Genomic DNA, 24,793 nt, shown 5'->3' on the forward strand with positions numbered 1-24,793 from the left:
TAAAACTTCATGCTTCGTGCTTCCAACTTCTTTATTTATATATTGTTACGAATCGTCGCAATCACCCAATCTTTCAGCGAATCATCCCAATCTCTGTACTTTTTATAAAACTGTTCCTTGTCGTACCAATACAGGAATAATACATCTAAAGACGAAATATTCACCAACAATTTCCAGATCAAATCCTGATGTTTTGGATTTAAGGACGAATGTGGTTGCTGTAAAGCTTCAAAAAGTTCCACATCGACAATATCTGCCAATTTATATTGATTGCTGACTTCCATCTTTTCAAGGTACAATTCCACGCTCATCACCCTTTTCCGATCTTCAATGGGCAATTTGTTCAAATAGCCTTTAAACAATACTTTATCATCCAAAATATCTTTGATAGGATGTTGAGTTTCCTTTAAAAACTGCGAAAACATAAATTTTTTGATCCGTTCATATCGCGCTGTCTTGACCACGTCATCCAAATTATATTCAATAATCAGATGGTCGCGTAATTTGTCTAACAACTCAGGCTGTGAAATGTGATAAATCAACACGTCGTGAGAGGTATCCTTAATGGCTTCCTTATGCCATTTTTCATCTTCAAACACTACAATTGGCGTGATAAAATCGCGCAACACATAAACACCTCCAAAGGCTTTTGTGTAAAATGAATCTGTTGCAAAATACAGCTCATTAAGCTCTAAATTTCTATGTCTTAAGTCGCCATAAGTTTTTGCTGATTCCAGCAAGCGTTGGTGCAGATTTTCATCAATAAAATTATGCCCTTGTTTAAATGTATTGATCAGCTCAAACTGCTGTTTTTGTACTTTATCAAGATTGTTGATCAGTTTAAAGCTAATGGAAATATCCTTGTATTTCAATACATCCAGAGGCTCATAAAAGGCATCAATATATTGGTCAAAATCTACGCAAATGGCACAATCTCTGGTAATGTCATTAATCCGATCACCATGGGTCTTGAAAATTAGTTGCATCATATCCCGGTCAAAGGTGTGAAAAGGCATATACACAGGTTTTCCTTTTTGAAACGGCGTAATAATTATAGCATTCGGATTGGCTTCACCATTATTCAGATAATGGATTACCTTTTTTTCTTCAGCAATTTCAGGGCTCCAACCCAAGCCGTCGATTGAAAAACTTGTGAGCTTTGTTTCAGTCAACCCTAAAATTTTAAGGCACTGATTATAGCGCTCTACCAATTTCCCACTGATTGGGATGAGATCGTTTCTAAATAATTGAGCTGCTTTTAGTTTTTCCATATTTACTTCCCACGAAAGTGGGAATCTCTATTTTTAATTGGTTTCTTGTTTTCCACCTTCGCTTTGCCACCCGCCTCTACAGAAGTTTCGGGCAAGCGGACGGGCAGGCTTGTTTCTAAGTTGAATTTATTCTCTATTCTTTATTAAATCATTTATCTGGGCATATTGCAACAGAATAACCGTTTTAGCGTCTAAAATCTCTCCAGATACCATCATTTCCAAGGCCTTGGAAAACGGTATTTCCATCACTTCAATCTCTTCATGTTCACTTGCCAATCCTCCACCTTCATTGACTTTCATTTCTTCAGAATATGGCGCTACATACAAATACATCTTTTCGGTTAAGGCGCCAGGTGACATATATGTTTCCATTACCTTTTTAACATCCTTTACCAGGTATCCAACCTCCTCTTCCACTTCCCGAATTATGGTGGACTCAGGCAAATCATTGTCATCTATAGCGCCAGCACAGACTTCAATGGACATCGCTTCGTCTTTATTGGTATGGTATATTGGCATTCGGAATTGTTTAGTCAAAATAATGGTGCCCTTATCAACATTGTATAATAAAATTCCGGTGCCATGCCCACGATCATAGCTTTCTCTCGAAATGCGTTTCCATGTGCCATCTTTGAACCGGTAATCATAATTGATCTCCAATAAAGTAGCCCAAGCTTTGGAAAGTGTTCTATAGACGATGTTTTTTATGTTGTTTGACATTGAAATTTTTCTTGTTTCTTGTTTCTTGTTTCCCTCCTCCGCAAATGCTACCCGTCTCTAGAAAAGTTTCGGGCAAGTGGACGGGCAGGCTTGTCTCTAAGTTAGATTTATTTTTTAGTCTATTTTCTATACTCTATTCTCTACTTTTCAAACTTCTTTCGTGCTTCCAATTCTATATGAAGTTGATTGACTCTTGAATCAACCTGACGCTTGAAATCGGTGTCAGCAATGGTGGCCACGTTATCTAGATAACGCACAACCTCCTGACGTCTTATTTCAGAAAAATCGAGGCCTTTCATATTGGCCCGCATCAATTCCTGAAGCATGTTGAATTTGGTCTCATAAGTCTGCTTAAAATATATTTCGGGATTATCAAACCATGAGGGTTCCAAATCAAAATCGGTTAAGCGCAATGAGATGGCCGATTGTATATTCCGAACATCTCTTGACGAAAAGAACGGAAAAACCTTTTGAATTTCTTTATATAAATGGGCATAAAACTGGTGTTCGTCGGTTTGAAACTGTTTTTCAACCTGATCATAAACGGCATGCACACGTTCTTCTGCAGGCTTATCAACAGCACTTAATATCTCTCCCATGTTTTTGGCCAAACCTTGATCCTGAAGATAGTTATAATGATTAGGGTCTTTCATATTTACAAAATCCGGCATGGTATTCTGCAACTTACGCCACCATAAATGATCCTGGTCCAAAAAGTCATGCTCGGTTCTTGCGCCGTCGATTTTGAATCGACCTTGCACACGCGAGATCACTGCTTTATCCAGCATTTCCGGTAAATTAGTGAACAATCCGATGGAGCTATTACCGTAATTTACCGCGTAAGCCCCTTCCGTATATCTCAAAAACACGCCAATAACCTCTTTAACACCGGCAGACACACCTTGTGCGGTTCGTTCCTGCAAGTTGTTTTCGGCATCGTCAATAGGTGCAAAAATCAGTTTTGACGGATCTTGCATTGGCCTCATCCATTCCACCATTTTCTCAGCAGAACCACCTTGAAAGGTGGAAATCAAAGTATCGGGCATAGGATGGAATAAAAACGGAATCTCCAAATGGTCACAATGTTCCTTTAGTTTAGTAGCGATGGCCGCAATAAGCATACTTTTTCCTGTTCCAGGAATACCGTAACCCATAAAGACTGGCATAAATCCGCCCAATTCCTGAAACGGATTCTTTTTGGCGGTAAAATCGTAACTCAGCATTCGCTCCGTTAATCGTCGTGCAAAATGTTTGGCGTCTTTGTTTCCGACAATCTGCTCAAACTTAATTTTGTTGAATTCGACACTTTTGGCAGCACCGGCAAAAACGTTGTTCCATCCCGATATTGCAAATTCCGTATGCTCTAACTTGTAAGTCCTGTCCACAATGGTTTCCTGGTACTCCAAGGTAGATTTCCGCATTTGAATTTCATCAATCAATGCTTCAAAGAAGACCACTGTGAAATCGGCCACATCCTTATCACTTTTGATAATCTCAGGATGTCCCAAATACTTGTCATAATAGAACAAGGTGCAGGCAACTCCTTTTAAAGGAGATAAAAGAGAAACTTCGGGAATACCCGCAAATTTTTGCTTCATCACACTCAAATCGTCAGATGCATAAGGTTTTAAATTGTGTAAAATATGATAGGCCGCTGAAAACAACATGAAGGCAGTTGCAGTATGCATTTTACTTTCATATTCCCTCTTACCCATGCTGTCCAATGATGCTTTACGCTCATTTAAACTGGATAATCCTGAAGCATCATAATAGCTATCCTTGATCCAGATGCCTAAAGTCAAACCTTCCTGAACGGCATATAAGGTTTGGTTAAGCAATACAGGAATGGCGATGGAATCAGGAAGCAAACGCTTTTTAAGCTCCAAAATCGTTTTGGACACCGATGTGGTTTCTGCTATATTAGAGCCGTTATTGGCTCTGGAAAGATAGAGGAGAATGGAATCGTCTTTGGCGTCTTTATCCTTGTTTTTGGCGCGTTGCCCTTGTTCCCATTGGATACTTTTTAGATACGATGCGGCTTCATCACGAAGCATATCGAGGTCATTTTGTTTTATGGGAAATGTTGAGTTTTGTTGCATATTTTTTAGTCCTCAGTTGGCAGTCTTCAGTATTCAGTCGTGGAATGCCTTTATTATTTTAATCCAAATTTATCTGGATTATTAATCATATAGTTCAAGAGTCTCCCAATTTCTTCACTCTTTAATTGTAGTTCTTCTCTCTTTGTATTATCGATGTAATGACAAGCTAATGCAAAGTCTAACCATAATTGGGTTTCTGAATTTTCGCTATCAGCATCTGACAATTTACTTTTAAAATGTTTTTCATATTGACGTTTTCAATAAGCTTCAGCAATTGCAGAACACACAGCTCGACTTGATCTAACCATTTGCGAAGTCAACAAAAATTGCTCAGATTTAGGAAACTCTTTTGTTAGGTGAAAAATATCCATCGCTAAATCAAATCCTTTCTGATATGCCAATAACTTTTTAAAACTCATTTCATTGATTTTGAGCAAAGTTCATAAATTATTTTTCAGTATCTGTCTTCCACGCAACTGTTGATTGTTAACTGTTGACTGTTGACTGCCAACTTACATCAATTCCTCTACGGAAATTTAATCCACCTTCCCGAAAAAAGAGAAGGAATTTCTTCGTTTATTTATAAAAACTTCCAATTCTTCGCAATTAAAAGTCTTGATTCTTGATTCTATGAGCGCAGCGGTCTTGGTTCTATTTTACACTTTACTTATTTCCAAATCCGCAATCTGAATCGGAGGTTTTGCCAACCCATTCATGATTTCCGGTGTTTTACTGTATAATAATTGAATGATGCGATGGGGTGCCAAGACATAACTTTTATGAATGGGGTCGTTCCATTTTTGCAAAATTTGTTTAGAGAAATAACCTCCTTCACTAAATTCGCTGCCTGAAAATACTTCATCAACACTTAAGGACAATGCATAGGATTCCAACGGCACCACTTTTTCTGCAATGCTCTTTAAAATCGCATGGGTAATTTGGTTTTCATCTTTCGCAAATACATTGTGGAAAGGTCCCAAATCGATGCGTTTGATGTGTTTTGGCTTTATGTCCTTGAGTTTTCTATCGATACCATAAGCCATGACATCGAGGTTCATTTCTCGATCTGCGGTGTTCTTGAGAACCTCATAAATTTGAGTTTTGTAAGTTTCTATATTGGTACCTTCAAAATCAAAGTACATATAACAGATAAAAGGTCGGTTGCAACCCACGTCAAAAAAACTCCAACTGGTCATAAATTCAGCTGCAGAATTTCCTGGTGCCTTGATTATTTTTCCTTGGACAAACCGATTAAAAATAAACTTCTGCTCTACTGAAGTATAATAAACAATGGAGGCCGCTTGAAACAATCTGCTTTTTTTAATGGGTTCTTTCTTTCGAAGCAAGGTATCCAAAAACTCCTCCTGTAGCTCACTCACATCCTTAAGCTTGTTGACGTAGTTTTCCTTTAATGACAAATCATTGAACAGATACCGGAATTCCAAATAATTGGGAAAACCGGATTCGGTCAGATCCACTTTCATATTCTCCTCTTCGTCATACATATACTTGACCCGCATGGCTTCAATGGAATACAATAGCAAATCAGCATATTGTTTAAAAAAAATGAGTTCCTGATGAGTGCACAGATTTTCACGTTGTGCACTCACTATTAATTCTTTTAGCGCAAAATCGACCATTTTATGATAAAACACATACTGCTCCTTGGAATCGAGATATGCAGAATCTAATGGTGTTACGATGTGATTGATGGACACTTTTATAATTAAAAATTAATAATGCAAAATTATGAATTACTCCTAATGTAGCTATAACCGAAACACACGTTAAGGGTTGCAGCGGCATCCTTTTTTGTTTGGAGGGCGAGTTTAGCGAAACCTTCAATCAAAAAAGACACGGCGAAAAGCCTGACCACACTTTTCGCGTGGGAACGCCCTAAATAAAAAATCATATAGACCCCACAGGTTTTGAAAACCTTTAAATGCCGTCATCATCTTTTTATCAGGACAATAGATCGTCGCTATTGGTTTCAGGTTTTGGCGTTGCCGCCGGTTTTCCTGCATCGACATTTCCTGAAGGCTTCGTAGCGTCAGCTTTATAGTAATCCTCAAAGATCTCTTTCATGTCTATACCGTAGCGCTCCGCAAAATTCTTTTGAATATCGGCATCTTTAGTACGGATTTCCTGTAAAGCTTCTGCGTAACTGCTATAAACTCCTTGCATCACTTTTTCGTGGACAGGAATATTATCCATCATTTCCTGACGTGCTTTGGCACTTGCGGTATGCATTGATGCTAAGGTTTCTCCAATATGCTCATCGGTCTTGACCCCTAAATGTTCTAAAATAGCCGCAAATTCCTGATCTGTGCGCGCTTTTAAAGCCACAACATATCCGTCATAGTATTTAAGACGCTCTTCGGTATCACTCTTTAGTTTAGCACGGTGTGTCTGTAAGTTGCTACGTAGAGATGTCAATACTTTAATGGTCAAGTTGTGTTTATGCACAAAACTATCTTTACTCGCCGCCAACGTAGTATAGGCATTTTTAAGACCTTCCAACTCTTCTATCTTTTGTTCCAAAGTTGTGACTTTGCCTACAGACTGAGCATAGTCGGCCGATTGCTTATCGACAATTTCATCCAATTCCTGACGGGCCTGTTTTAACAGGGCGTAGTGATCATCGAGTTTGGCTTCTACTTCTTTCTTCTTTTCTAAAGCGCGGGTATGATTTTTAGTAGCCTCAACAATAGCAATCTGAAGCTTGTCTTCCACTTCTTTAATTTCAACTTCCCTGTTTTTTAATCGGGATACCGCAGCCTGACTCTTATAGGACAGTTCGGCCAGAAGTGTTTGTACATCGGCACTCTCAATACGCTCTTGGAACATGGCTTTTGCTTTATTATCAGCACCAGCCCTAACTTTCTCTGCTTCCTTAAACTCCTGTTCTTCCTGTTTGATTTTGCTTTTACGTCCCCAAAGATTGTTCCACCAGGTATCTGGTTTATTGCGTGCATCCTCCAATTCAATGCGAGCACGTTCCAACGCTTTTTGGGCATCGTCAATGACACGTTGCTCATCGGCATTGAGAGAAGAGAACTTTTCAAAGATAATCCCCACTTCGTCCTGATAATCTGTAAGGTCCTTGATGGCATCCAAAAGTGTTGTTCGATCCTTTTCTGCCATATGCACCACATCATCAAGTGTGGCGTTCAGGATTTTTTGGCGGGACTGTGGATCGTCTTCCTGGGCAAGCTTAGACTTCATGGTGTCAATGGCTTTCCCCCAATTGACATCCACTTTACCAGTTTTTTCGTTGGAATTGGTTTCTAATAAATCAAAATCATCTGACATATAGTATATGGTTTAAGTATGTTCAAAAAAATTAGTGAGTAGCAATTTCGTTAAAAATTATCAGTTTCAAAATTATTACACCTTTAATTATATGTAATAAATGTTATTAAATTGTTACAGACTATTAAAATATATTTTAAAGTCACTACCTTTAAGAGACAAAAATCAGACAAATGAAACATGTAAGTTTTATCGCCTCAGCCTTGATCGTGCTATCGTTTAACTGTAAAAACAATCCTGAAAAAGTTGTAGAAACAGCGTCAACATCGTCCAATGAGCTGCACGAGACCATTAATAATGAAGAGATAAAAATCATTCCAATAAATCATGCCACAATGGTTTTATCTCATATAGACCAAGTCGTTTATGTTGATCCTGTGGGTGGTATTGAAGCATTTTCAGGACAGGAACAACCAGATTATATTTTGATCACCGATATTCATGGGGATCATTTAGACCCAACCACTTTAGAAAATATGGCATTGGAATCTACGACGCTCATTGTCCCTCAAGCGGTGAAAGAAAAGTTGCCCGAAATAAAGGCTAAGGAAATTATAGTTATGAATAATGGGGATACCCAGGATCTTGGACCCTTTTCCATTGAAGCCATTCCGATGTACAATTTAAGAGAAGAAGCCTTAAAATTTCATGAAAAAGGGAGAGGTAACGGATATGTTTTAAATTGGAACAATCAAAGGATTTATATTTCTGGAGATACTGAGGATATTCCCGAAATGCGGAATCTAAAAGATATTGACATCGCATTTGTATGCATGAACCTCCCCTATACAATGACAGTTGAAAGTGCCGCAAGTGCGGTATTGGATTTTAAGCCCAAAAAAGTATATCCGTATCATTATAGAGGTAAGGATGGAATGAGTGATGTTGACAAATTTAAATCCATTGTAAATAAGGCCAACCCAAACATTGAAACAGTGCAGTTAATCTGGTATAAGTGACGGGTTGTCGATTGGGATGTCCTGCTAAAAACTGAATCGGTTCATAACTTTTTTAGTATGATATAGTTACGGAATAAATTAATAATGTATATTTGAACAGCCAACCAAATCTAATTGCATAAATCATGTCTTTAAACCTATACAAAGTCTCCCAATTAGCCGTGGTAAGTACAGAACACCTTACCATAGTTTTGCTTATAACCGCTGGTGTATTTTTGTTTTTTATAGCTCTGGCCGTAATTAAAATGTATAAATTAAAAGCGGAAAATAAGCGGTTAACTGATAGTGAAGCTTTTAAGGCTGAAGTTGATGAGAGTTACAAGGATTTTACGGATGGTCATTTATATGACAATAACTAAAATATTCAAAATTCAAATTCCAAACACCGATAACCCAATGACTATATAATAAAAAAAATGCCGTTCGACGAACGGCATTTTTTATTAGCGTACTAATTTTTTGTACTTAAGTCGTTTTGGTGTCAGATCGCCACCAAGACGTTTCTTCTTATTTTCTTCATACTCACTAAAGCTACCTTCAAAGAAATACACTTGGGAATTACCTTCAAACGCTAGTATATGCGTACAAATCCTATCCAAAAACCATCTATCGTGACTGATCACCACGGCACAACCCGCAAAATTCTCAAGACCTTCCTCTAATGCTCTTAGTGTATTGACATCTAAATCGTTGGTTGGCTCATCCAAAAGTAAGACGTTACCTTCTTCCTTAAGTGTCATGGCCAAATGTAATCGGTTACGCTCACCCCCTGAAAGGAGTTTAACTTTTTTATTCTGTTCACTTCCGGAGAAGTTAAAGCGACTTAGGTAAGCTCTGGAGTTGACTTGTTTTCCACCCATCATGATCAGTTCCTGCTCGTCACTAAAGTTTTGCCAAATCGTTTTTTCGGGATCAATATTGGAATGTTTTTGATCTACATAAGCCAATTTCGCAGTCTCTCCCACCTTAAACTCACCTTTGTCTGGAGTTTCCTCACCCATGATCATTTTGAAAATAGTGGTTTTACCCGCACCATTCGGACCAATGACCCCAACAATACCTGCTTGAGGTAAATTGAAATTTAGATCTTCATAAAGTAATTTGTCGTCGTAACCTTTGCTCACGCCAATCGCTTCAATTACATTCGTTCCTAAGCGAGGTCCGTTAGGAATGTATATCTCCAATTTTTCGTCAAGTTGCTTTTGATCCTGACTCATCAATTTATCGTAATTGTTCAAACGTGCTTTTTGTTTGGTTTGACGTCCCTTAGCACCTTGACGCACCCATTCCAACTCACGTTCCAAAGTTTTTTGACGCTTGGAAGCCGTTTTGCTCTCTTGTGCCATTCGTAATGACTTCTGCTCCAACCATGATGAATAGTTTCCTTTCCATGGAATACCTTCACCTCTATCAAGTTCTAAAATCCACCCGGCCACATTATCCAAGAAATATCTATCGTGGGTTACCGCGATAATCGTTCCTTTGTATTGAGACAAATGGTGCTCCAACCAATGTACGGATTCCGCATCCAAGTGGTTGGTAGGCTCATCTAACAACAACACATCAGGTTCTTGTAAAAGGAGTCGGCATAAAGCCACACGACGTCGCTCACCACCGGAAAGTACCCCAATTTTTTTATCACCATCCGGAGTTCTTAGCGCGTCCATGGCGATTTCCAATTTTGTATCCAACTCCCAAGCATTGGAGGCGTCAATTTTATCTTGCAGTTCTGCTTGACGGTTCATCAACTTTTCCATTTTGTCTGGATCAGAATACACTTCTTCCAACCCAAACATATCGTTGATTTTATTGTATTCATCAAGGATGGCTACTGTTTCCGCTGCTCCTTCACGAACCACTTCAATGACTGTCTTACTGTCATCCAATTGTGGTTCTTGCTCTAAAAAGCCTACCGAGTAGTCCTGAAGAAAAGTCACATCGCCCTGATAGTTTTTATCCTGTCCGGCAATAATTTTTAAAAGAGTGGATTTCCCGGAACCATTAAGTCCCAGAATACCAATTTTAGCCCCATAAAAGAAGCTCAAATGAATGTTTTTCAATACTGGTGTATCCGCACCTTTAAAAGTCTTGGTAAGACCACGCATTGAAAAAATTACTTTTTTATCGTCGCTCATTGTTATTTATAGTTTGTTGTTTTTAATTTGTAATTTGTAGTTTCCTGGCTTGGCTAATTCGGGACCAAGCTGGTGGTTTAAAAAATCAATCTCATTTGAAATTTTGGCCATTACATTCGGAATTTCTCAAATAATGCATCCAAACACCTGTTTTATTTATTCGATTACGCACATTTCTGAAAAGTTGATTAAATTGTTTTTAAATTATACAGTCATTATCCAGTGTACGATATACCCTTTATTTAAGTTCGCTTGAGGATCTCTTAGAATATCTTAAAAAGTTATGAAATTCATTCGAGCCATCTCTACAGAATCCTTCAGCAATATTATCCATAATTGAGTCTGAACTACCACCGAATTGATCTCTTAATCTTAAGTTTTTAGAAATTGGGGATGTTTGGAAAAGCTGTTCAACATAGTTGCGAATTTCTCCAACATGCTGCCATACTTCTTAATCTTCAAATCTATCTATTCTTGCCTATCTATAAACCATGAACTTTTTACACCCGTCCTTTAAGCGCATTGAACACCCAGGCGATGGCGAAGAAGCCAATGCCTACTGCTGCAAAACCATAACCTGCCACATCATCATATCTAAATGCGCCAAGAGCTATAAGTGCAACACCAACGATGATCATAATTGTTGTGGCCCAAGCCAAAACGGTATTTTTATTCATTGCCATATATCTTCATTTTTAAGGGAACTGCAAATATCGATTATTTTAACATAAAAACAGCTGTAAAAGTGGGTTTTTAAAAGGATTCTTAAAAATTGGATAGGTATAAATGAGTTGGATATTGCAATCATTTTACAAACCTTCCAATTAATAAACTAAATAGACTTTTGCGTGGATCATCGATAATTTTATTCCAAACAGATTTCCTATACACAAGTTATCAATTAACTTTTAATTATCATAATTTCTACGACTCCTTGAAACCTTAGCCTTAATTTTACCGCTTATTTTTTCTTATAAAGAATTTTAGAAATGAATAAAGCCTTATTATCATTGGCCATTGGTGGGTTTGGAATTGGATTGACTGAATTTGTAATCATGGGTATTCTCCCAGATGTGGCTTTTGCATTTGATATCAGTATTCCCGAGGCAGGGCATTTTATATCGGCCTATGCATTGGGTGTTGTTGTTGGCGCACCAATATTGACCGGCTTAGGCAGTAAATGGCCTGCAAATAAGGTGTTGTTGGCACTCATGTTATGGTTTACCGTTTTTAATACCTTATCGGCATTTGCTACAAGCTACAATTCGTTTATGATTGTCCGTTTTCTATCAGGATTGCCTCATGGCGCATTTTTTGGAATCGGTGCCGTCGTTGCCGGGAAATTATCAAAAGAAGGCAAAGAGGCACAGGGTATTGCCATTATGTTTAGTGGACTGACCGTTGCCAATCTTTTAGGAGTGCCTTTAGGAACTTATTTAGGTAAAAGTTTTGATTGGAGTCTTTCATTTTTAATGGTTGGCGTAGTAGGAATAATTGCTGTTTTAAGTGTTAAATTTTGGATGCCGGCTCTCGAAGAATCTTCTGAAAGCAATTTTTTAAAGGAGTTTCGGATTTTCAAACGCGTTGAATTGTGGCTCATCATTTTATTGACTACTATTGGTACGGGCGGGTTTTTTGCGTGGTACAGTTATATTTCTCCTTCGATTACTGAAGTTGCTGGGCATTCAGAAAATGTCGTTGCGTATGCTATGGTCCTGGCTGGCTTGGGCATGGTGATTGGGAATTTTGTTGGTGCCAAACTGACTGAAAAATTCGCACCCTTAAATACAGTAACAATTGTTCTTACTATGATGGTCATCTGCCTTTCGCTCAATGCGTATTTGGCATCAGATAAAACAATGATTTTAATAATGACCTTTATTATCGGCTTAGTATCCTTTGCCATATCGACGCCTATCCAATTGCTCATCATCCGGTCCTCAGAAGGATCTGAAACTTTAGGGTCTTCCCTTAATCAAAGTGCATTTAATACAGGTAACGCTTCTGGTGCCTACTTTGCAGGATTACCAATTGCCATGGGTTATGGTTATACCTCTGCAGATTGGGTAGGTGCAGCCATGGCCGCAACAGGAATCCTTATTGCCATCGCCATATATATCTTAAGAAATCGTCAGGCAAAAAACACGTAGTTTCAATATTGTTTTTTAATAATTGAAAACCCAGATCACCCCTATTGCCAATGATTCAAAGTGTCATGGCTATTCAAATCATAAGACTTTTCAACATGCATGACGATAAAACAAAGCTTATAACTATGAGCCCCAACCACAAGCCGTTTTCATCGATTTCATCATTATTTTATGAGGTCTTGATATTCCGCTTGTCTTTTTTCGAAAATTGCTTTTGCATAGGAACAAGAGGCAATAACTTTCAAGTTATTATTCCTCATAAACCTCACCGCCTCCTCAATCAACTGATAGCCTATCCCTTTTCCTCGTAATGATTTTGCCACTTCGGTATGATCAATATCTATAGTGGTTTCATCCTTATAATAATAAGTCATTTCTGCTTTTCTTTGTCCATCCATTTCGATATAGAACGAACCACTTTTTCCATTATCTGAGTGCTGAATGTCCAAAATTATAGCTGTTTTTCAAATAGTTCTACCTTGCGTTTCAGTTCATTATCTAAATCCGGATTTGTTATTTCACCGTTGGAGAAATTTGATTCAAATGATGGCAATGAAAAGTCAGCTACTATTTGCGCATCATGATGTGGAAAACGCTCTTTAGCCATGGTCAAAACAGAAATCCCTCCCCTTCGTCCTGGAGAAGTTGCCATAAGAAGCATCGGTTTACCATAAAACAATTTAGCTTCAGCTCTGGACATCCAGTCAAATAAATTTTTAAACACAGCTGAATAGGCGGCATTATTTTCGGCCAATGACAACACTATGCCATCGGATTGTTTGATATAATTTAAAAAAGACATAGCGTTTTCAGGAACACCATGGCTTTTTTCGTAATGTTTACTGAAAATCGGCAATTCAAAGTCATTCAAATCTAAAACGGTTACGTCAGCATCTTCAATTAATCCCGATGCATATACGGCGAGTTGTTTGTTAATTGAGTCTTTACTATTACTGCCTGCAAAAGCTAATATTTTAGTCATCCAATTTTGTGATTTTTTTATTAAAAATATAAGAAATTATCAATAGAACCATTGCGACCAAAGCTGAAATGTGTTCTCCATCGCCAATCATATAATGCGCAAAAAACGCCAAAATAAATGCAAAAAAGAAAGCTGCATAAGCCCATTCCTTTAGGACTTTAAAATTGGGGTTCCACAGTGCAATCAATCCCAAAAGTTTTAGGACGGCATAAGGATAAATAAGGTAAGTTGGGTAACCAAAATTGATAAACATTTCTGATACTTCCTCGTAATTAAAGAAATACATGCCCGCAGAGAAAAGCAGCAATAATGTCAATAATCCTGTGGATACATAATAAACAATTTTATTTGTCTTCATAAGAGTTCTAATTTACTTTCCAAGGCAAATATAGGTTAAAAAATTTTGCGCTCCTAGGATGGTATTTATATGATATACTTATAAAAAAATAATTCGTCGTTATCCTTATGCGCTTCTTTTGTATAACTTTTAAAGTTTGTATTTTTACAACAAACTAAAAAACTGCAATGGACCTTAACTTCAACAAAAACGAAGATCACAACAAACTTCAACTCTCTTCTTTACGCCAACGTCTTGCCAAGGTAAAATTGGGTGGCGGACAAAAAAGCATCGACAAACAACATGAAAAAGGTAAAATGACCGCCAGAGAGCGCATCAATTACCTATTGGACCCAAAAGCAAAATCCATTGAAATAGCAGCGTTTGCGGGCGAAGACATGTATGAAGAACACGGGGGATGCCCTTCGGGAGGTGTGGTCGTAAAAATAGGTTATGTTAAAGGACAGCAATGTATTGTAGTTGCCAACGATGCCACAGTCAAGGCTGGGGCTTGGTTCCCAATCACAGCAAAAAAGAATTTAAGAGCACAAGAAATCGCTATTGAAAACCGATTACCAATTATTTATTTAGTGGATTCTGCAGGTGTTTATTTACCGATGCAGGACGAAATTTTTCCAGATAAGGAACACTTTGGCCGCATCTTTAGAAATAACGCCATTATGAGCAGTATGGGCATCACCCAAATTGCAGCGGTGATGGGAAGTTGTGTGGCCGGTGGTGCGTATTTGCCTATCATGAGCGATGAAGCCTTAATTGTGGATAAAACAGGTAGTATTTTTCTTGCTGGAAGTTATTTGGTGAAAGCGGCCATTGGCGAAACTATAGACAACGAAACTTTAGGGGGTGCCACGACCCATTGCGAGATTTCTGGTGTCACCGATTATAAGGCAAAAGATGACAAAGATGCTCTGGACACCATAAAAAATATTATTGACAAGATTGGCGATTACGACAAGGCTGGATATAATCGTGCAAAACCTATAAAACCAAAAGAAAATCCGGAAGATATCTACGGCATTATTCCAAGAAGTCGTACAGATCAGTACGACATGTACGAAGTCATCAAACGTTTGGTGGATGATTCAGAATATGACGAATACAAGGCAGGTTATGGAAAAACCATCATCACAGCCTATGCCCGCATCGATGGCTGGGCGGTAGGTATTGTGGCCAATCAACGTCAATTGGTAAAAACAACCAAGGGCGAAATGCAATTTGGTGGTGTAATCTATAACGATTCTGCCGATAAAGCCACCCGTTTTATTGCCAATTGCAACCAGAAGAAAATTCCTTTGGTGTTTATACAGGATGTTACGGGATTTATGGTGGGCAGTAAAAGTGAGCATAGCGGGATTATTAAAGATGGTGCGAAAATGGTGAATGCGGTGAGCAATTCAGTAGTCCCAAAATTCACCATTGTCATTGGGAACAGTTACGGTGCTGGAAATTATGCGATGTGTGGAAAAGCCTATGACCCGCGATTGATTGTGGCTTGGCCAAGTGCAGAATTGGCCGTAATGAGTGGCAATAGTGCCGCCAAAGTACTGCTCCAAATTGAAACGGCATCTCTTAAAAAGAAAGGTAAAACCATTACAAAAGAACAGGAAGACGAGCTTTTCAAAAAGATAAAAGACCGCTATGATGCGCAAGTATCACCTTACTATGCTGCTGCAAGAATCTGGACTGACGCCATTATTGATCCGTTGGATACAAGGACTTGGATCAGTATGGGCATTGAAGCAGCTAACCATTCACCTATAGAAAAGAAATTTAATATGGGCGTTTTACAAGTGTGATGGACACCACAAAAACCAAACGGCCCTTTTTTATCATTCTCTTATTAATTTTTGCTGGAGAGGCTATTTTTGTGCTTCCCTTTGTATTGGCGCGTATCTTTCGACCTACTTTTTTAGAGGTTTTTAACATCAATAATTTGGAATTGGGCAATTGCTTCTCTGTGTATGGGGTGGTTGCATTTATATCATACTTTTTTGGTGGCTCATTAGCAGACAAATATGCACCCAGAACCCTAATGGCAGTCGCACTTTTTATGACAGCCATCGGTGGTTTCTATATGGCCACCTTTCCCTCCTATTTTGCGATGAAACTGCTGTTTGGGTATTACGGATTTACCACCATTTTTTTGTTTTGGGCACCCATGATCAAAGCCACCAGAGTTTGGGGCGGACAAGATAAGCAGGGTCTCGCCTTTGGGTTTTTAGATGGTGGAAGAGGACTTGTCGCCGCAAGTTTTGGATCTCTTGGCGTTCTGGTCTTTTCATATATAATATCAATGCAGGTTTCTGAGACATCGATATTGGGTCATCAAAAAGCTTTCAAATATGTGATATGGGCCTCTTCTACTGTAATCTTGTTTATCGGAATTCTGGTGTACTACTTCCTTAAGCCCTTATCTTCTAACGTTGAAGCATTTCAAAGTCAAAAAAAAATATATACGCTTGAAAATTTCAAATCGGTTTTAAAATACCCAACAGTATGGCTGATGATGCTCATCATTTTATGTGCTTATGTGGGGTATAAAACTACCGATATCTTTAGTCTTTACGCCAAAGATGTTTTAGGTTACGACGATATAGGATCCGCAAAGATTGGCACCTACCTCCTTTACATAAGACCTGTAACTGGAATCGCCATCGGGCTATTGGCCGATAGAACTCGGGCTTCCTTATGGATCATTATTGGTTTCTTAATCATGATGCTGAGCAGTTTGTTTTTTGCTTCAGGCGTTATTTCGGACAACACCATCGGTCTATTTGTTATTTCAGTTGTTTTTATGGCCATTGGTGTCTATGCCACAAGAGTGCTTTACTTTGCGATCATGGAAGAGGCCAAATTGCCTTTGGCTATTACCGGCACCGCAGTCGGATTTATCTCAGTGGTTGGCTATACACCAGATATTTTTGCAGGACCGATGATAGGGGTGCTCTTAGACAACTCTCCAGGAGAGTTGGGACATCAGCACGTCTTTGTAGTAATGGCTATTTTCGCTTTAATAGGCTTCTGTGCGACGTTGGCGTTCTCCATAATAACCAGAAAGAAACTTATAGAAAGATAGGCCGGCTACCCCTTTTTTTCTTAATCAAAAATTAATGATGAAAACCTCATTGAGCGTCCGTTTTCAGCAATTTAAGTGTTTCTTTACGTTGAATTTTACCCGTTGCGGTTTCCTTAAACTTAGGAAGGGCGTAAACTTCTTTAGGAATTTCTAATTTATCCAACCCTTTAAGAGAAGAAGCTTTCAGAGTGTTTTCATCACTTTCTACAATAAGGATGAGTTTTTCACCTAAGTCTGGATCAGGTTCAGAAGCGATAAAAAAGCGCTCTTTAATTTGATCAGCAAGCTTGGCTTCAATTTGCTCTGGAAACAACTTAACTCCCCCTGAATTGATTATATTATCAATACGACCAATCAATTCAAACTCTGAAGCGGAATGTAATTTCACCACATCATTTGTAATTAAGCGCTCTGAAGTGACTTTTGGAGCGTCAATAATCAAACAGCCTCTGTCATCTTGCGAAATGGTGACTTTAGGGAACACCTTGAAATAATCCATTTTCTGTTTTCCATTCATTCGTCTTACCGCAACGTGGCTCACCGTTTCAGTCATTCCGTAAGTGGCATATATCTTAGTTTTCAGGCCTTGGATGGATGCTTCCAACGATTTTGATATTGCAGCGCCTCCAATGATCAAGGTTTTGATATTGTGGATGTATTTTACTGTGTTTTTCAATTGTATGGGAATCATGGCACAAAAATCGTAGGTCTTGCCGTAATCAAAAACAGGCTGTGTTGTTGGGTCTACAAAGTCAAGTTCCAGTCCTAATACCATCGCTCGTACCAACATCATTTTCCCTGCAATATAATGAGTTGGCAGACAAAGCAAAGCTGTTTGTCCTGGTTCCATTTTAAAATAGTCACCTGTGGCAATGGAAGAATTGACCATGGCTTGCTTGCTCACTTTCATCAATTTTGGTTGTCCTGTAGAACCCGATGTCCGTACATTGATATAATCTTTGGCGTCCAACCAATCCATTAGAAAATCGCCCATTACTTTTTCATAAGGTGCACCTTCCTTGACTAAGCTATAAGCAACTTCTTTAAGTTCCTCAGCAGTATAGTTATTAGCATTTAATTTGAATTTTAAATGGATTTTATCAAATGTTGGCGTCATTTTATGGGCTTTTTAATTCTAAATTAGTTGTCTTAACGAAGGTATTCATTTCAAGCGGAATCAGATCGGCTATCTCGGAAAAATATAAAAATTTATTCAGTTCCAATCTCATTGATCTCTTCCAATATTCTATACTCTTCTTTTGGAGGTTCAATGACTTTTCCAAATAGTTTTCCTTTCCAATCCGTCCATTTATAGACTCTTGAAAGAATTAACAAGATAATTGGAAACATGACAAAAACAGGCATGAATATATCCATGAACTCTGCGGCTTGCGGATCCGATAAGTCTTTGAAAATAGAATGGGTCTGAAAGGCAGTCCAATCGGCAGTGACCAATAGTGCTGTAAATAAATTGTTGGCCGCGTGAAATCCCAATGATAATTCGAGTCCTTCATCCATCAAGGTCATAATGCCTAAAAACAATCCTGTACCAATATAATACACCATGATAATTGGCCCTAGTTTGTCAACTTCTGGATTGGCAATATGCAGCAGACCGAAGACAACAGAAGTAATCACCAAAGGAATCCATTTATATTTAGTAACCACGCCAATCCCCTGCATGAGATAGCCTCTAAACAAATACTCTTCAAAACTAGTCTGTAAGGGTACCAACAGGATGGCAATGACGCACAGAATCAAAAAAGGTTGCAATTTGAAATTGAAGACATAGTCCTCAGGAGACATATAATAATCTACCAAAATCAAACTTGAAGACAATATTCCCCAAAAAAAGAAAATGACCCAAAAGCGTTTCCAATCAATTTTTGGCCGTGCCGTTGTCAGCGAGGTGATGGACTGTTTGTGCAGCCATTTTACGGCACCGAGCAAAAACAAGAATCCGCCAACAAATGGCAATAAAATAAACACTAAGTTAACATTGGAATCAAACAATCCCATAAGATAGGCGGTATCACCCATTTTGGACGGGTCTATCGTACCGCCTTGCATCGTTTTAAACATAATACCAATACCATGGGGAATTGAAAAAATAAACACCCCCATGATGGCAATTATCAAACCAACCACATAACGCCACCACTCATGTAATCCTTTATACGCTTGAGTTATATACATATTATCCTATAAATTAAAATTCCAATTTGTTTTTTTATTGTATCGTAAAGTACCATTTTTCACCTCCAACGGACTCTCAATATTATTGGTAAACAAACCTCCTGTTCCAAGCCCTTGAGGTCGAGGATTTTGCAAAGTGTAAGTCCATTGCGCAATGGCATTCAATCCTACATTACTTTCTAGAGCACTTGTTATCCAATAATCTATGTTGCCACCTTTAGCAGCTTCAATCCAAGCATTGCTACTTTGAAATCCGCCTACCAGCGTTGGTTTTAAAATGATATACTGCGGTTGTATGGTCTGCAGTAAATTATACTTATCCATGACATCAAATATTCCAATCAACTCTTCATCCAAGGCAATATCGAGTGGAGTGGATTGACAAAGTCTGGCCATTTCCTCTACTTGACCCTGTTTAATGGGCTGTTCTATGGAATGCAACTGATAATCGGACAAACGCTTTAGTTTTTCCAAAGCCTCGTCAGGCGAAAATGCACCGTTGGCGTCCACACGCAGTTCCATATCGGCTGCGGAAAATTGGGTTCTAATGGATTTAAGCAAATCCAATTCCGTTTGAAAATCGATGGCACCAATTTTTAGTTTGATACAATCATAACCTTCTTCGATTTTCGATTTGATCTGATCTCGCATAAAAGCTTCAGATCCCATCCAAATGAGTCCGTTTATGGGAATCCCATCATCGCCTTTCGTAAATTTGGAAGGAAACAATTCAAAATTGGTCTCGCTTTCTAAATCGGTAAATGCCATTTCCAATCCGAATTGGATGCTTGGCAGTTCTACCAACTCACTGAGCAGCCTTATCAAACCAAGATGAATGTTTTGACAGGCCCATTGTAGTTTTTCCTCAAAATCTGGTCGGTCATCAACGGACAAGCCTCTAAACATGCCACATTCGCCAATACCCTTTTTGCCTTCAAATTCAATACTAATGAACCAAGTATCCTTCGTTTTTAGGACGCCACGTGACGTTCCGCTGGCTTGTTTAAAGTTGAGTGTGTGTTTTTGGTAGGTCGCTGTCATATTGAGGTCAAAAATAGTCAAATAATTTTGTATTTTTAAGAAATGAAAAGAGGACTCTGATTGTTTCTATTTGAAGACGATATGTTCCAGATATAACCATGTTTATTAAAACTGAATTTTTATAACCCTTAATTAATGATGCCTGAGTTTCCAAATATTATTCTTTACGCCATTCCGTTTTTCATCATTTCGATGTTGTTGGAACTTTATGTCAGCATCAAGGAAAACAAGAAAACCTACGAAACCAAAGATGCCTTTACCTCTATTGCGATGGGCTTGGGCAATGTGTTTTTGGGGTTTTTCAGCAAAGCTATTGTCTTATTGGTTTTTATGGTGATTTATGAGAACTTCAGAATTTTCACCATTCCCTTTGCTTGGTGGAGTTTTGTGCTCTTGTTATTTGCCGATGATTTTTCATACTATTGGTTCCATCGCATATCGCATGAAAACCGATTGTTTTGGGCATCTCACGTCGTGCACCATTCTTCCGAACATTATAATTTGAGCACTGCCTTACGTCAAACATGGTCTGGTGGATTTTACACCTTTATTTTCTGGTTATGGCTGCCCTTGATCGGGTTTCATCCCGGAATGATCTTATTGCAGATGTCGGTGAGTCTGCTGTATCAATTCTGGATCCATACCGAAGCGATCGACAAAATGCCCAAATGGTTTGAGAAAGTGATGAACACTCCTTCGCATCATCGGGTACATCACGGCAGTAATCCGTTGTATTTGGACAGAAACCATGCGGGAATTTTCATTATTTGGGATAAGCTATTTGGCACCTTCCAGCCTGAACTTAAGGACGAGAAGGTTGTTTACGGCTTGGTCTCAAATATCAAAACATATAACCCTTTAAAAGTTGCTTTTCATGAGTGGATGGCGATGGGCAAAGATGTATTCTCTGGAAAAAAATCGGTGTTCGATCGGGTCAAATATATTGTCAAACCGCCGGGATGGAAACATGACGGTACGGGGAAGGTGAGCGATGATCTACGTAAGGAATGGAAAGAGACCGTGGGCAGTAAACAGTCTGCAGTAGGCAGTCAGCAGCCTTTCAGCACCACTAACCTGAATGGAGTTGCACAGGAAAAATAATGTTCGAGCGGGCCGGCAGTCATTTAAATTGACTGGCTCTTTTCAACTTGTCACTCTGCGCGCAATTACGTGTAAAAATCAAATTCCTGCCCGACTCTGTCATTCAGGCTGGCAAACTTCATCATGGCACACTGAGCATTCTAAAGGCTTGATAAGCAAGAACTACAAGTCATAGTAAGAATGGGGTTCGTCTGTGCTATCATTGACATTTGGGTGTCACCCTGAGCAGATCAACTCCAAAAGTTGTGGATTACAATCCATAGAACAAGACGTCGTCTTCTTATTGTTGATTAAGGTTTAGTCCATCCCGTGGCAAAAAGGTTGCGCTGAACGCTACATGTACTTCGCAAAGGTTTGAAATGACACATATAGATGGCCGACTACAGATGATTATGACCCTTTAGGGATTAATCTTTAGAATATCCCAACCATACCTACAATGAGGTATGTATCATCCATAGGGATGATACGCTATAGATACGCTATACCTATTACCTATCTATTTGATTTCTATACTTTTGACCCAAATGCTTTACCCGAATATATCTTGATCAATAAAGGTGGCATCAGTCAGCGGTCATTGGTCATCGACACCAACATAAAGGTTTATAAAAAACTCATGGATGTAGATTATTTGGGAACGGTGGCACTTACAAAAGCCCTATTGCCCCATTTTGTGGAACGCAAGACCGGACAATTTGTAACCGTATCAAGTGTGATGGGAAAATTTAGCAGCCCGCTTCGATCAGGATATTGTGGTGCCAAGCATGCCCTGCATGGTTTTTTCGATACCTTAAGATTGGAACATGCCAAAGACAACATCAAAGTGACCATGATCTGTCCGGGGTTTGTCAATACCGATGTTGCGAGAAACGCATTGACCGGAGATGGCAGCCAACAAAAACACCAAGATGAATCCACTCAAAATGGATTGGATGTGGATGTCTTTGCCAAACGGATGCTCAAAGCGATTGCCAAAGAAAAGTTTGAGGTTAATATTGGTAAAACTGAGGTTTTAGGGGTTTATTTAAAACGCTTTTTACCGAGGTTTTTGCATTGGTATTTGTTGAGAAATGAGGCGAGATGAGAAGAAATTGAGGTAAGAAATGCTATTAGAGGAAAACACGATAAACTTTCAATTATTACAAATGTTCCGTGTCTTTTACAATTGTCTGAAAAATCTCCTCTTCTAAACTTTGTTGCAATTCGACATATTCTGCTATATCCTTCGCACGTTGTCCCATCTTTTTCTTGAGTTCGCATACCATTGCAGCGCATAAGATATGATCAGCGCATAGATCTCTAAAGTTTTCATCGGTTTTAAATAGAAAATCTATCTTCTCTTCATAATCCGGAAATAATCGAATAATTGAAATGACTTTATTATGCATTGGAAAAGATCCGAAGTTTAAATGATTAAGGTAAATGTAGGTTACCTTAATGCTATTTGTAAGTGTTACACGGTTACTTAACGGTTAAAAGATGGGTTGTAATTTCTGATAAAGTCCCGCTATAATGGCCTTTGTGGACTTTTATCAAAACTGAAAATTTCACAAATTTCTATTATAGATACATCCTGCTAAGTCGTGTTATGCCGTTATGCCGTATGAAGTCCCGCTTTTTTTGCGCCTTCAATAATATCTTTTATCAAAGGTTTATCCAGTAAAAATGCATCCAAGGTTGGATAGAGGTATTTTACTTTTTCAGAAAAACTTTCATTCAACAATCTAATATGATCCTGTGCATCTGCAATCATTCCAAGTTGGCCCTTGGCTGAGGCTTTAGTAAGGGGATCAAGGAATACATCAACAGGTTCGATTTTATTGGCATATTCAAGCGCTTTTTTGTAATTTTTTTTATGAAAATGAACCAGAAAGAAACCGAAATAAAACCACCATGGACAATGCGGATTAAGGTCAAAAGACTTGGTAAGTAAAACCTCAGCACGCTTATATTCTCCAGCGCAGGCCAAATTAAATCCAATACCACCCATTAATGATACCGAGGTGGGATTTAGGGACAAGGCATATTCTAAGCCCTTAATGGCCTCATCTTTATTCTGTAAATACACTTGAAGCCAACCGTACTCGTGATTGGCATGTTGGCACTGTGGATCTATACGCAATGCTTTTTGGGTAAGTTCAAGCGCTACTTTTAACGGCTCTTTAACAGTTGGATAACCAAGAGATTGGGCAAGTACATACAACTCTGCAAGCATTGCCAATCCTGTGGCATAATTAGGATCACTCTCCACCGCCCTTTCCAAAGCTTCTCGGGTTTTCATATAGGTTTCCTTAGAGTAATTCATATGGAAATAGTAGTTCCAAAAGGCTGCATCAAATGAATTTATATTGGAGGCACTTTGCCGTGTTGATTTGGAATTATCTTTAATGATACATCCGTAATACCCTCCCAATACAAAACATATATTTTCAACTATTTGATCTTGAATTGAAGTAAGGTTTTCAATATTTAAAGGATAGCTATAGGAATTGGACCAAATCTGCATCCCATTCACGGTTTTTATCAATTGGGCATTTACGCGAATGTTTTCTTACGATCGTTTTACGGAACCTGTAATAATATAATGTACCCCTAAATCAGAACCTATAATCCGGACATCCTCAGGGTTATCGGCATACTTTCGAGCCGAATGGTGGGCAATGACGTCAATATCCTGAAAGTTACTAAAGAGTTGGGTAAGCTCTTCACCAAAGCCATCTACAAAAAACTGATATTCACCATTAGGCCATAAGTTACGAAAAGGCAAAATGGCAAGGGTAAGCTTTGATCTTGTATAAACCGGAGGCTTGGTATCAACTTTTACTTCTGATTTTTGAACCTGGGCAAGCGTTGTTTCCTTATGCGGTTTTTCAAGGAGATGGCTGATTGCCTGTTTTCTAAAAACCGGCACATAGGTTCCCTTTATGACTTCAATCTTAAGTTGATCTGAAACCCCCGGGCCACGATAATATTCGTTCAGCAATCTTCTAAGTCTGCCGGCATGAATACGGACGATGGCGTCAATTTGTGGATTAAAATCGTCAGGTTTTCCCAATGCATTTACGGCAATGGTATATTCCTTGAGCCCATCTGTATTACCTTTTAAAGTTTCTTCAACAATAAATTTTAAAAAATTTTTAAGAACAGCAGAACGGGAAAACAATTCACTGGTCATAACAAGTTCCAACGCTTTTTGGATTTTACTTTTGGTGGAGTCAGATAGGATGTGTTTTTCTGGTAAATTTTGCTGCATTTATAAGGAAAGTAAGAACATATTTATACTAAAGAGGTGTGGATTGAATTATTACCATCAAATATACTTAAAATTAACAAAATTAGTTTCCATTTTCTTACAAAATCGCAGAGTAAACCGCTCTGTTTTAAAACTCA

The 24,793-nt window shown here is 38.6% G+C and carries 23 protein-coding genes and 2 pseudogenes; 7 read left to right on the forward strand and 18 right to left on the reverse strand.

Features of this window, described 5'->3' with window-relative positions; translation table 11 throughout:
• Window positions 1-35 precede the first annotated feature (35 nt).
• The 6 genes and pseudogenes from G6N06_RS09605 to G6N06_RS09630 all read right to left on the reverse strand — a co-directional run bounded on the left by G6N06_RS09605 (window position 36) and on the right by G6N06_RS09630 (window position 7,402).
• A complete protein-coding gene (locus G6N06_RS09605) occupies window positions 36-1,271 on the reverse strand; it encodes a DUF6638 family protein (RefSeq protein WP_163516283.1) in 1,236 nt (411 codons plus the stop codon).
• 126 nt (window positions 1,272-1,397) lie between these two features.
• A complete protein-coding gene (locus tag G6N06_RS09610) occupies window positions 1,398-1,991 on the reverse strand; it encodes an NUDIX domain-containing protein (RefSeq protein WP_163516285.1) in 594 nt (197 codons plus the stop codon).
• Between the two features lie 140 nt (window positions 1,992-2,131).
• Window positions 2,132-4,090 (reverse strand): AAA family ATPase, encoded by a 1,959-nt coding sequence (locus G6N06_RS09615; protein ID WP_163516287.1) that lies wholly within the window; start codon window positions 4,088-4,090, stop codon window positions 2,132-2,134.
• Between the two features lie 53 nt (window positions 4,091-4,143).
• A pseudogene (locus G6N06_RS09620) lies at window positions 4,144-4,509 on the reverse strand (four helix bundle protein).
• A gap of 237 nt (window positions 4,510-4,746) precedes the next feature.
• Complete coding sequence (locus tag G6N06_RS09625) at window positions 4,747-5,808, reverse strand: hypothetical protein (protein ID WP_163516289.1); 1,062 nt, start codon at window positions 5,806-5,808, stop codon at window positions 4,747-4,749.
• Between the two features lie 244 nt (window positions 5,809-6,052).
• Window positions 6,053-7,402, reverse strand: coding sequence for a coiled-coil domain-containing protein (locus G6N06_RS09630; protein WP_163516291.1), 1,350 nt, complete (start codon window positions 7,400-7,402; stop codon window positions 6,053-6,055).
• Between the two features lie 173 nt (window positions 7,403-7,575).
• Here G6N06_RS09630 and G6N06_RS09635 point away from each other — a divergent pair, with 173 nt between their 5' ends.
• Both G6N06_RS09635 and G6N06_RS09640 read left to right on the forward strand, forming a co-directional pair.
• Complete coding sequence (locus G6N06_RS09635) at window positions 7,576-8,361, forward strand: MBL fold metallo-hydrolase (protein WP_163516293.1); 786 nt, start codon at window positions 7,576-7,578, stop codon at window positions 8,359-8,361.
• 125 nt (window positions 8,362-8,486) lie between these two features.
• Complete coding sequence (locus tag G6N06_RS09640) at window positions 8,487-8,720, forward strand: hypothetical protein (protein ID WP_163516295.1); 234 nt, start codon at window positions 8,487-8,489, stop codon at window positions 8,718-8,720.
• A gap of 84 nt (window positions 8,721-8,804) precedes the next feature.
• On the opposite strand, the gene ettA is transcribed toward G6N06_RS09640, so the two are convergent.
• The 3 genes and pseudogenes from ettA to G6N06_RS09655 all read right to left on the reverse strand — a co-directional run bounded on the left by ettA (window position 8,805) and on the right by G6N06_RS09655 (window position 11,173).
• Entirely contained in the window at window positions 8,805-10,496 is a 1,692-nt protein-coding gene (gene ettA, locus G6N06_RS09645) for an energy-dependent translational throttle protein EttA (protein ID WP_163516297.1), read from the reverse strand.
• Window positions 10,497-10,734: 238 nt separating this feature from the next.
• Window positions 10,735-10,935 (reverse strand): annotated as a pseudogene (locus tag G6N06_RS20125) (four helix bundle protein); the annotation flags it as partial.
• A 61-nt stretch (window positions 10,936-10,996) separates the two neighbouring features.
• On the reverse strand, window positions 10,997-11,173 hold the full coding sequence (locus G6N06_RS09655) for a CAL67264 family membrane protein (RefSeq protein ID WP_236027304.1): 177 nt from the start codon (window positions 11,171-11,173) through the stop codon (window positions 10,997-10,999).
• Between the two features lie 312 nt (window positions 11,174-11,485).
• Here G6N06_RS09655 and G6N06_RS09660 point away from each other — a divergent pair, with 312 nt between their 5' ends.
• A complete protein-coding gene (locus G6N06_RS09660; protein ID WP_163516301.1) occupies window positions 11,486-12,646 on the forward strand; it encodes an MFS transporter in 1,161 nt (386 codons plus the stop codon).
• A gap of 164 nt (window positions 12,647-12,810) precedes the next feature.
• Here the strand turns inward: G6N06_RS09660 and G6N06_RS09665 are convergent, their stop codons facing one another.
• The 3 genes from G6N06_RS09665 to G6N06_RS09675 are packed head-to-tail and all read right to left on the reverse strand — an operon-like array spanning window position 12,811 to window position 13,986.
• The gene (locus G6N06_RS09665) at window positions 12,811-13,095 is read right to left on the reverse strand and encodes a GNAT family N-acetyltransferase (protein WP_163516303.1); all 285 of its coding nucleotides are present in this window, start codon (window positions 13,093-13,095) and stop codon (window positions 12,811-12,813) included.
• A 2-nt stretch (window positions 13,096-13,097) separates the two neighbouring features.
• A complete protein-coding gene (locus G6N06_RS09670) occupies window positions 13,098-13,628 on the reverse strand; it encodes an NADPH-dependent FMN reductase (RefSeq protein WP_163516306.1) in 531 nt (176 codons plus the stop codon).
• Window positions 13,621-13,986 (reverse strand): DoxX family protein, encoded by a 366-nt coding sequence (locus tag G6N06_RS09675; protein WP_163516308.1) that lies wholly within the window; start codon window positions 13,984-13,986, stop codon window positions 13,621-13,623. Before G6N06_RS09675 ends, G6N06_RS09670 begins: the two co-directional genes overlap by 8 nt.
• A gap of 167 nt (window positions 13,987-14,153) precedes the next feature.
• On the opposite strand from G6N06_RS09675, the gene G6N06_RS09680 reads away from it, so the two are divergent.
• The gene (locus G6N06_RS09680) at window positions 14,154-15,782 is read left to right on the forward strand and encodes an acyl-CoA carboxylase subunit beta (RefSeq protein WP_163516310.1); all 1,629 of its coding nucleotides are present in this window, start codon (window positions 14,154-14,156) and stop codon (window positions 15,780-15,782) included.
• Window positions 15,782-17,062 (forward strand): MFS transporter, encoded by a 1,281-nt coding sequence (locus G6N06_RS09685; RefSeq protein ID WP_163516312.1) that lies wholly within the window; start codon window positions 15,782-15,784, stop codon window positions 17,060-17,062. The genes G6N06_RS09680 and G6N06_RS09685 overlap by 1 nt, the downstream gene beginning before the upstream one ends.
• A 46-nt stretch (window positions 17,063-17,108) precedes the next feature.
• Here G6N06_RS09685 and G6N06_RS09690 read toward each other — a convergent pair whose 3' ends face one another.
• From G6N06_RS09690 to G6N06_RS09700, 3 genes are all read right to left on the reverse strand, one after another.
• Window positions 17,109-18,179 (reverse strand): AMP-binding protein, encoded by a 1,071-nt coding sequence (locus G6N06_RS09690; RefSeq protein ID WP_163516313.1) that lies wholly within the window; start codon window positions 18,177-18,179, stop codon window positions 17,109-17,111.
• Between the two features lie 92 nt (window positions 18,180-18,271).
• A complete protein-coding gene (locus tag G6N06_RS09695) occupies window positions 18,272-19,258 on the reverse strand; it encodes a CPBP family intramembrane glutamic endopeptidase (protein ID WP_163516315.1) in 987 nt (328 codons plus the stop codon).
• Between the two features lie 6 nt (window positions 19,259-19,264).
• Window positions 19,265-20,299: an o-succinylbenzoate synthase gene (locus tag G6N06_RS09700; RefSeq protein WP_163516538.1), complete on the reverse strand. Its 1,035-nt coding sequence runs from the start codon at window positions 20,297-20,299 to the stop codon at window positions 19,265-19,267.
• A 135-nt stretch (window positions 20,300-20,434) separates the two neighbouring features.
• On the opposite strand from G6N06_RS09700, the gene G6N06_RS09705 reads away from it, so the two are divergent.
• Together G6N06_RS09705 and G6N06_RS09710 are read left to right on the forward strand one after the other, a co-directional pair.
• Complete coding sequence (locus G6N06_RS09705) at window positions 20,435-21,400, forward strand: sterol desaturase family protein (protein ID WP_240338026.1); 966 nt, start codon at window positions 20,435-20,437, stop codon at window positions 21,398-21,400.
• A 439-nt stretch (window positions 21,401-21,839) separates the two neighbouring features.
• Window positions 21,840-22,487, forward strand: coding sequence for an SDR family NAD(P)-dependent oxidoreductase (locus G6N06_RS09710; RefSeq protein WP_163516317.1), 648 nt, complete (start codon window positions 21,840-21,842; stop codon window positions 22,485-22,487).
• 55 nt (window positions 22,488-22,542) lie between these two features.
• Here G6N06_RS09710 and G6N06_RS09715 read toward each other — a convergent pair whose 3' ends face one another.
• The 3 genes from G6N06_RS09715 to G6N06_RS09725 all read right to left on the reverse strand — a co-directional run bounded on the left by G6N06_RS09715 (window position 22,543) and on the right by G6N06_RS09725 (window position 24,656).
• Window positions 22,543-22,791: a hypothetical protein gene (locus tag G6N06_RS09715; protein ID WP_163516319.1), complete on the reverse strand. Its 249-nt coding sequence runs from the start codon at window positions 22,789-22,791 to the stop codon at window positions 22,543-22,545.
• A gap of 206 nt (window positions 22,792-22,997) precedes the next feature.
• Window positions 22,998-23,909: a tetratricopeptide repeat protein gene (locus tag G6N06_RS09720; protein WP_163516322.1), complete on the reverse strand. Its 912-nt coding sequence runs from the start codon at window positions 23,907-23,909 to the stop codon at window positions 22,998-23,000.
• A 45-nt stretch (window positions 23,910-23,954) separates the two neighbouring features.
• On the reverse strand, window positions 23,955-24,656 hold the full coding sequence (locus tag G6N06_RS09725; RefSeq protein ID WP_163516324.1) for a hypothetical protein: 702 nt from the start codon (window positions 24,654-24,656) through the stop codon (window positions 23,955-23,957).
• Between the last annotated feature and the right edge of the window lie 137 nt (window positions 24,657-24,793).

The organism is Gelidibacter japonicus (assembly GCF_010725055.1).
GTDB lineage: Bacteria > Bacteroidota > Bacteroidia > Flavobacteriales > Flavobacteriaceae > Gelidibacter > Gelidibacter japonicus.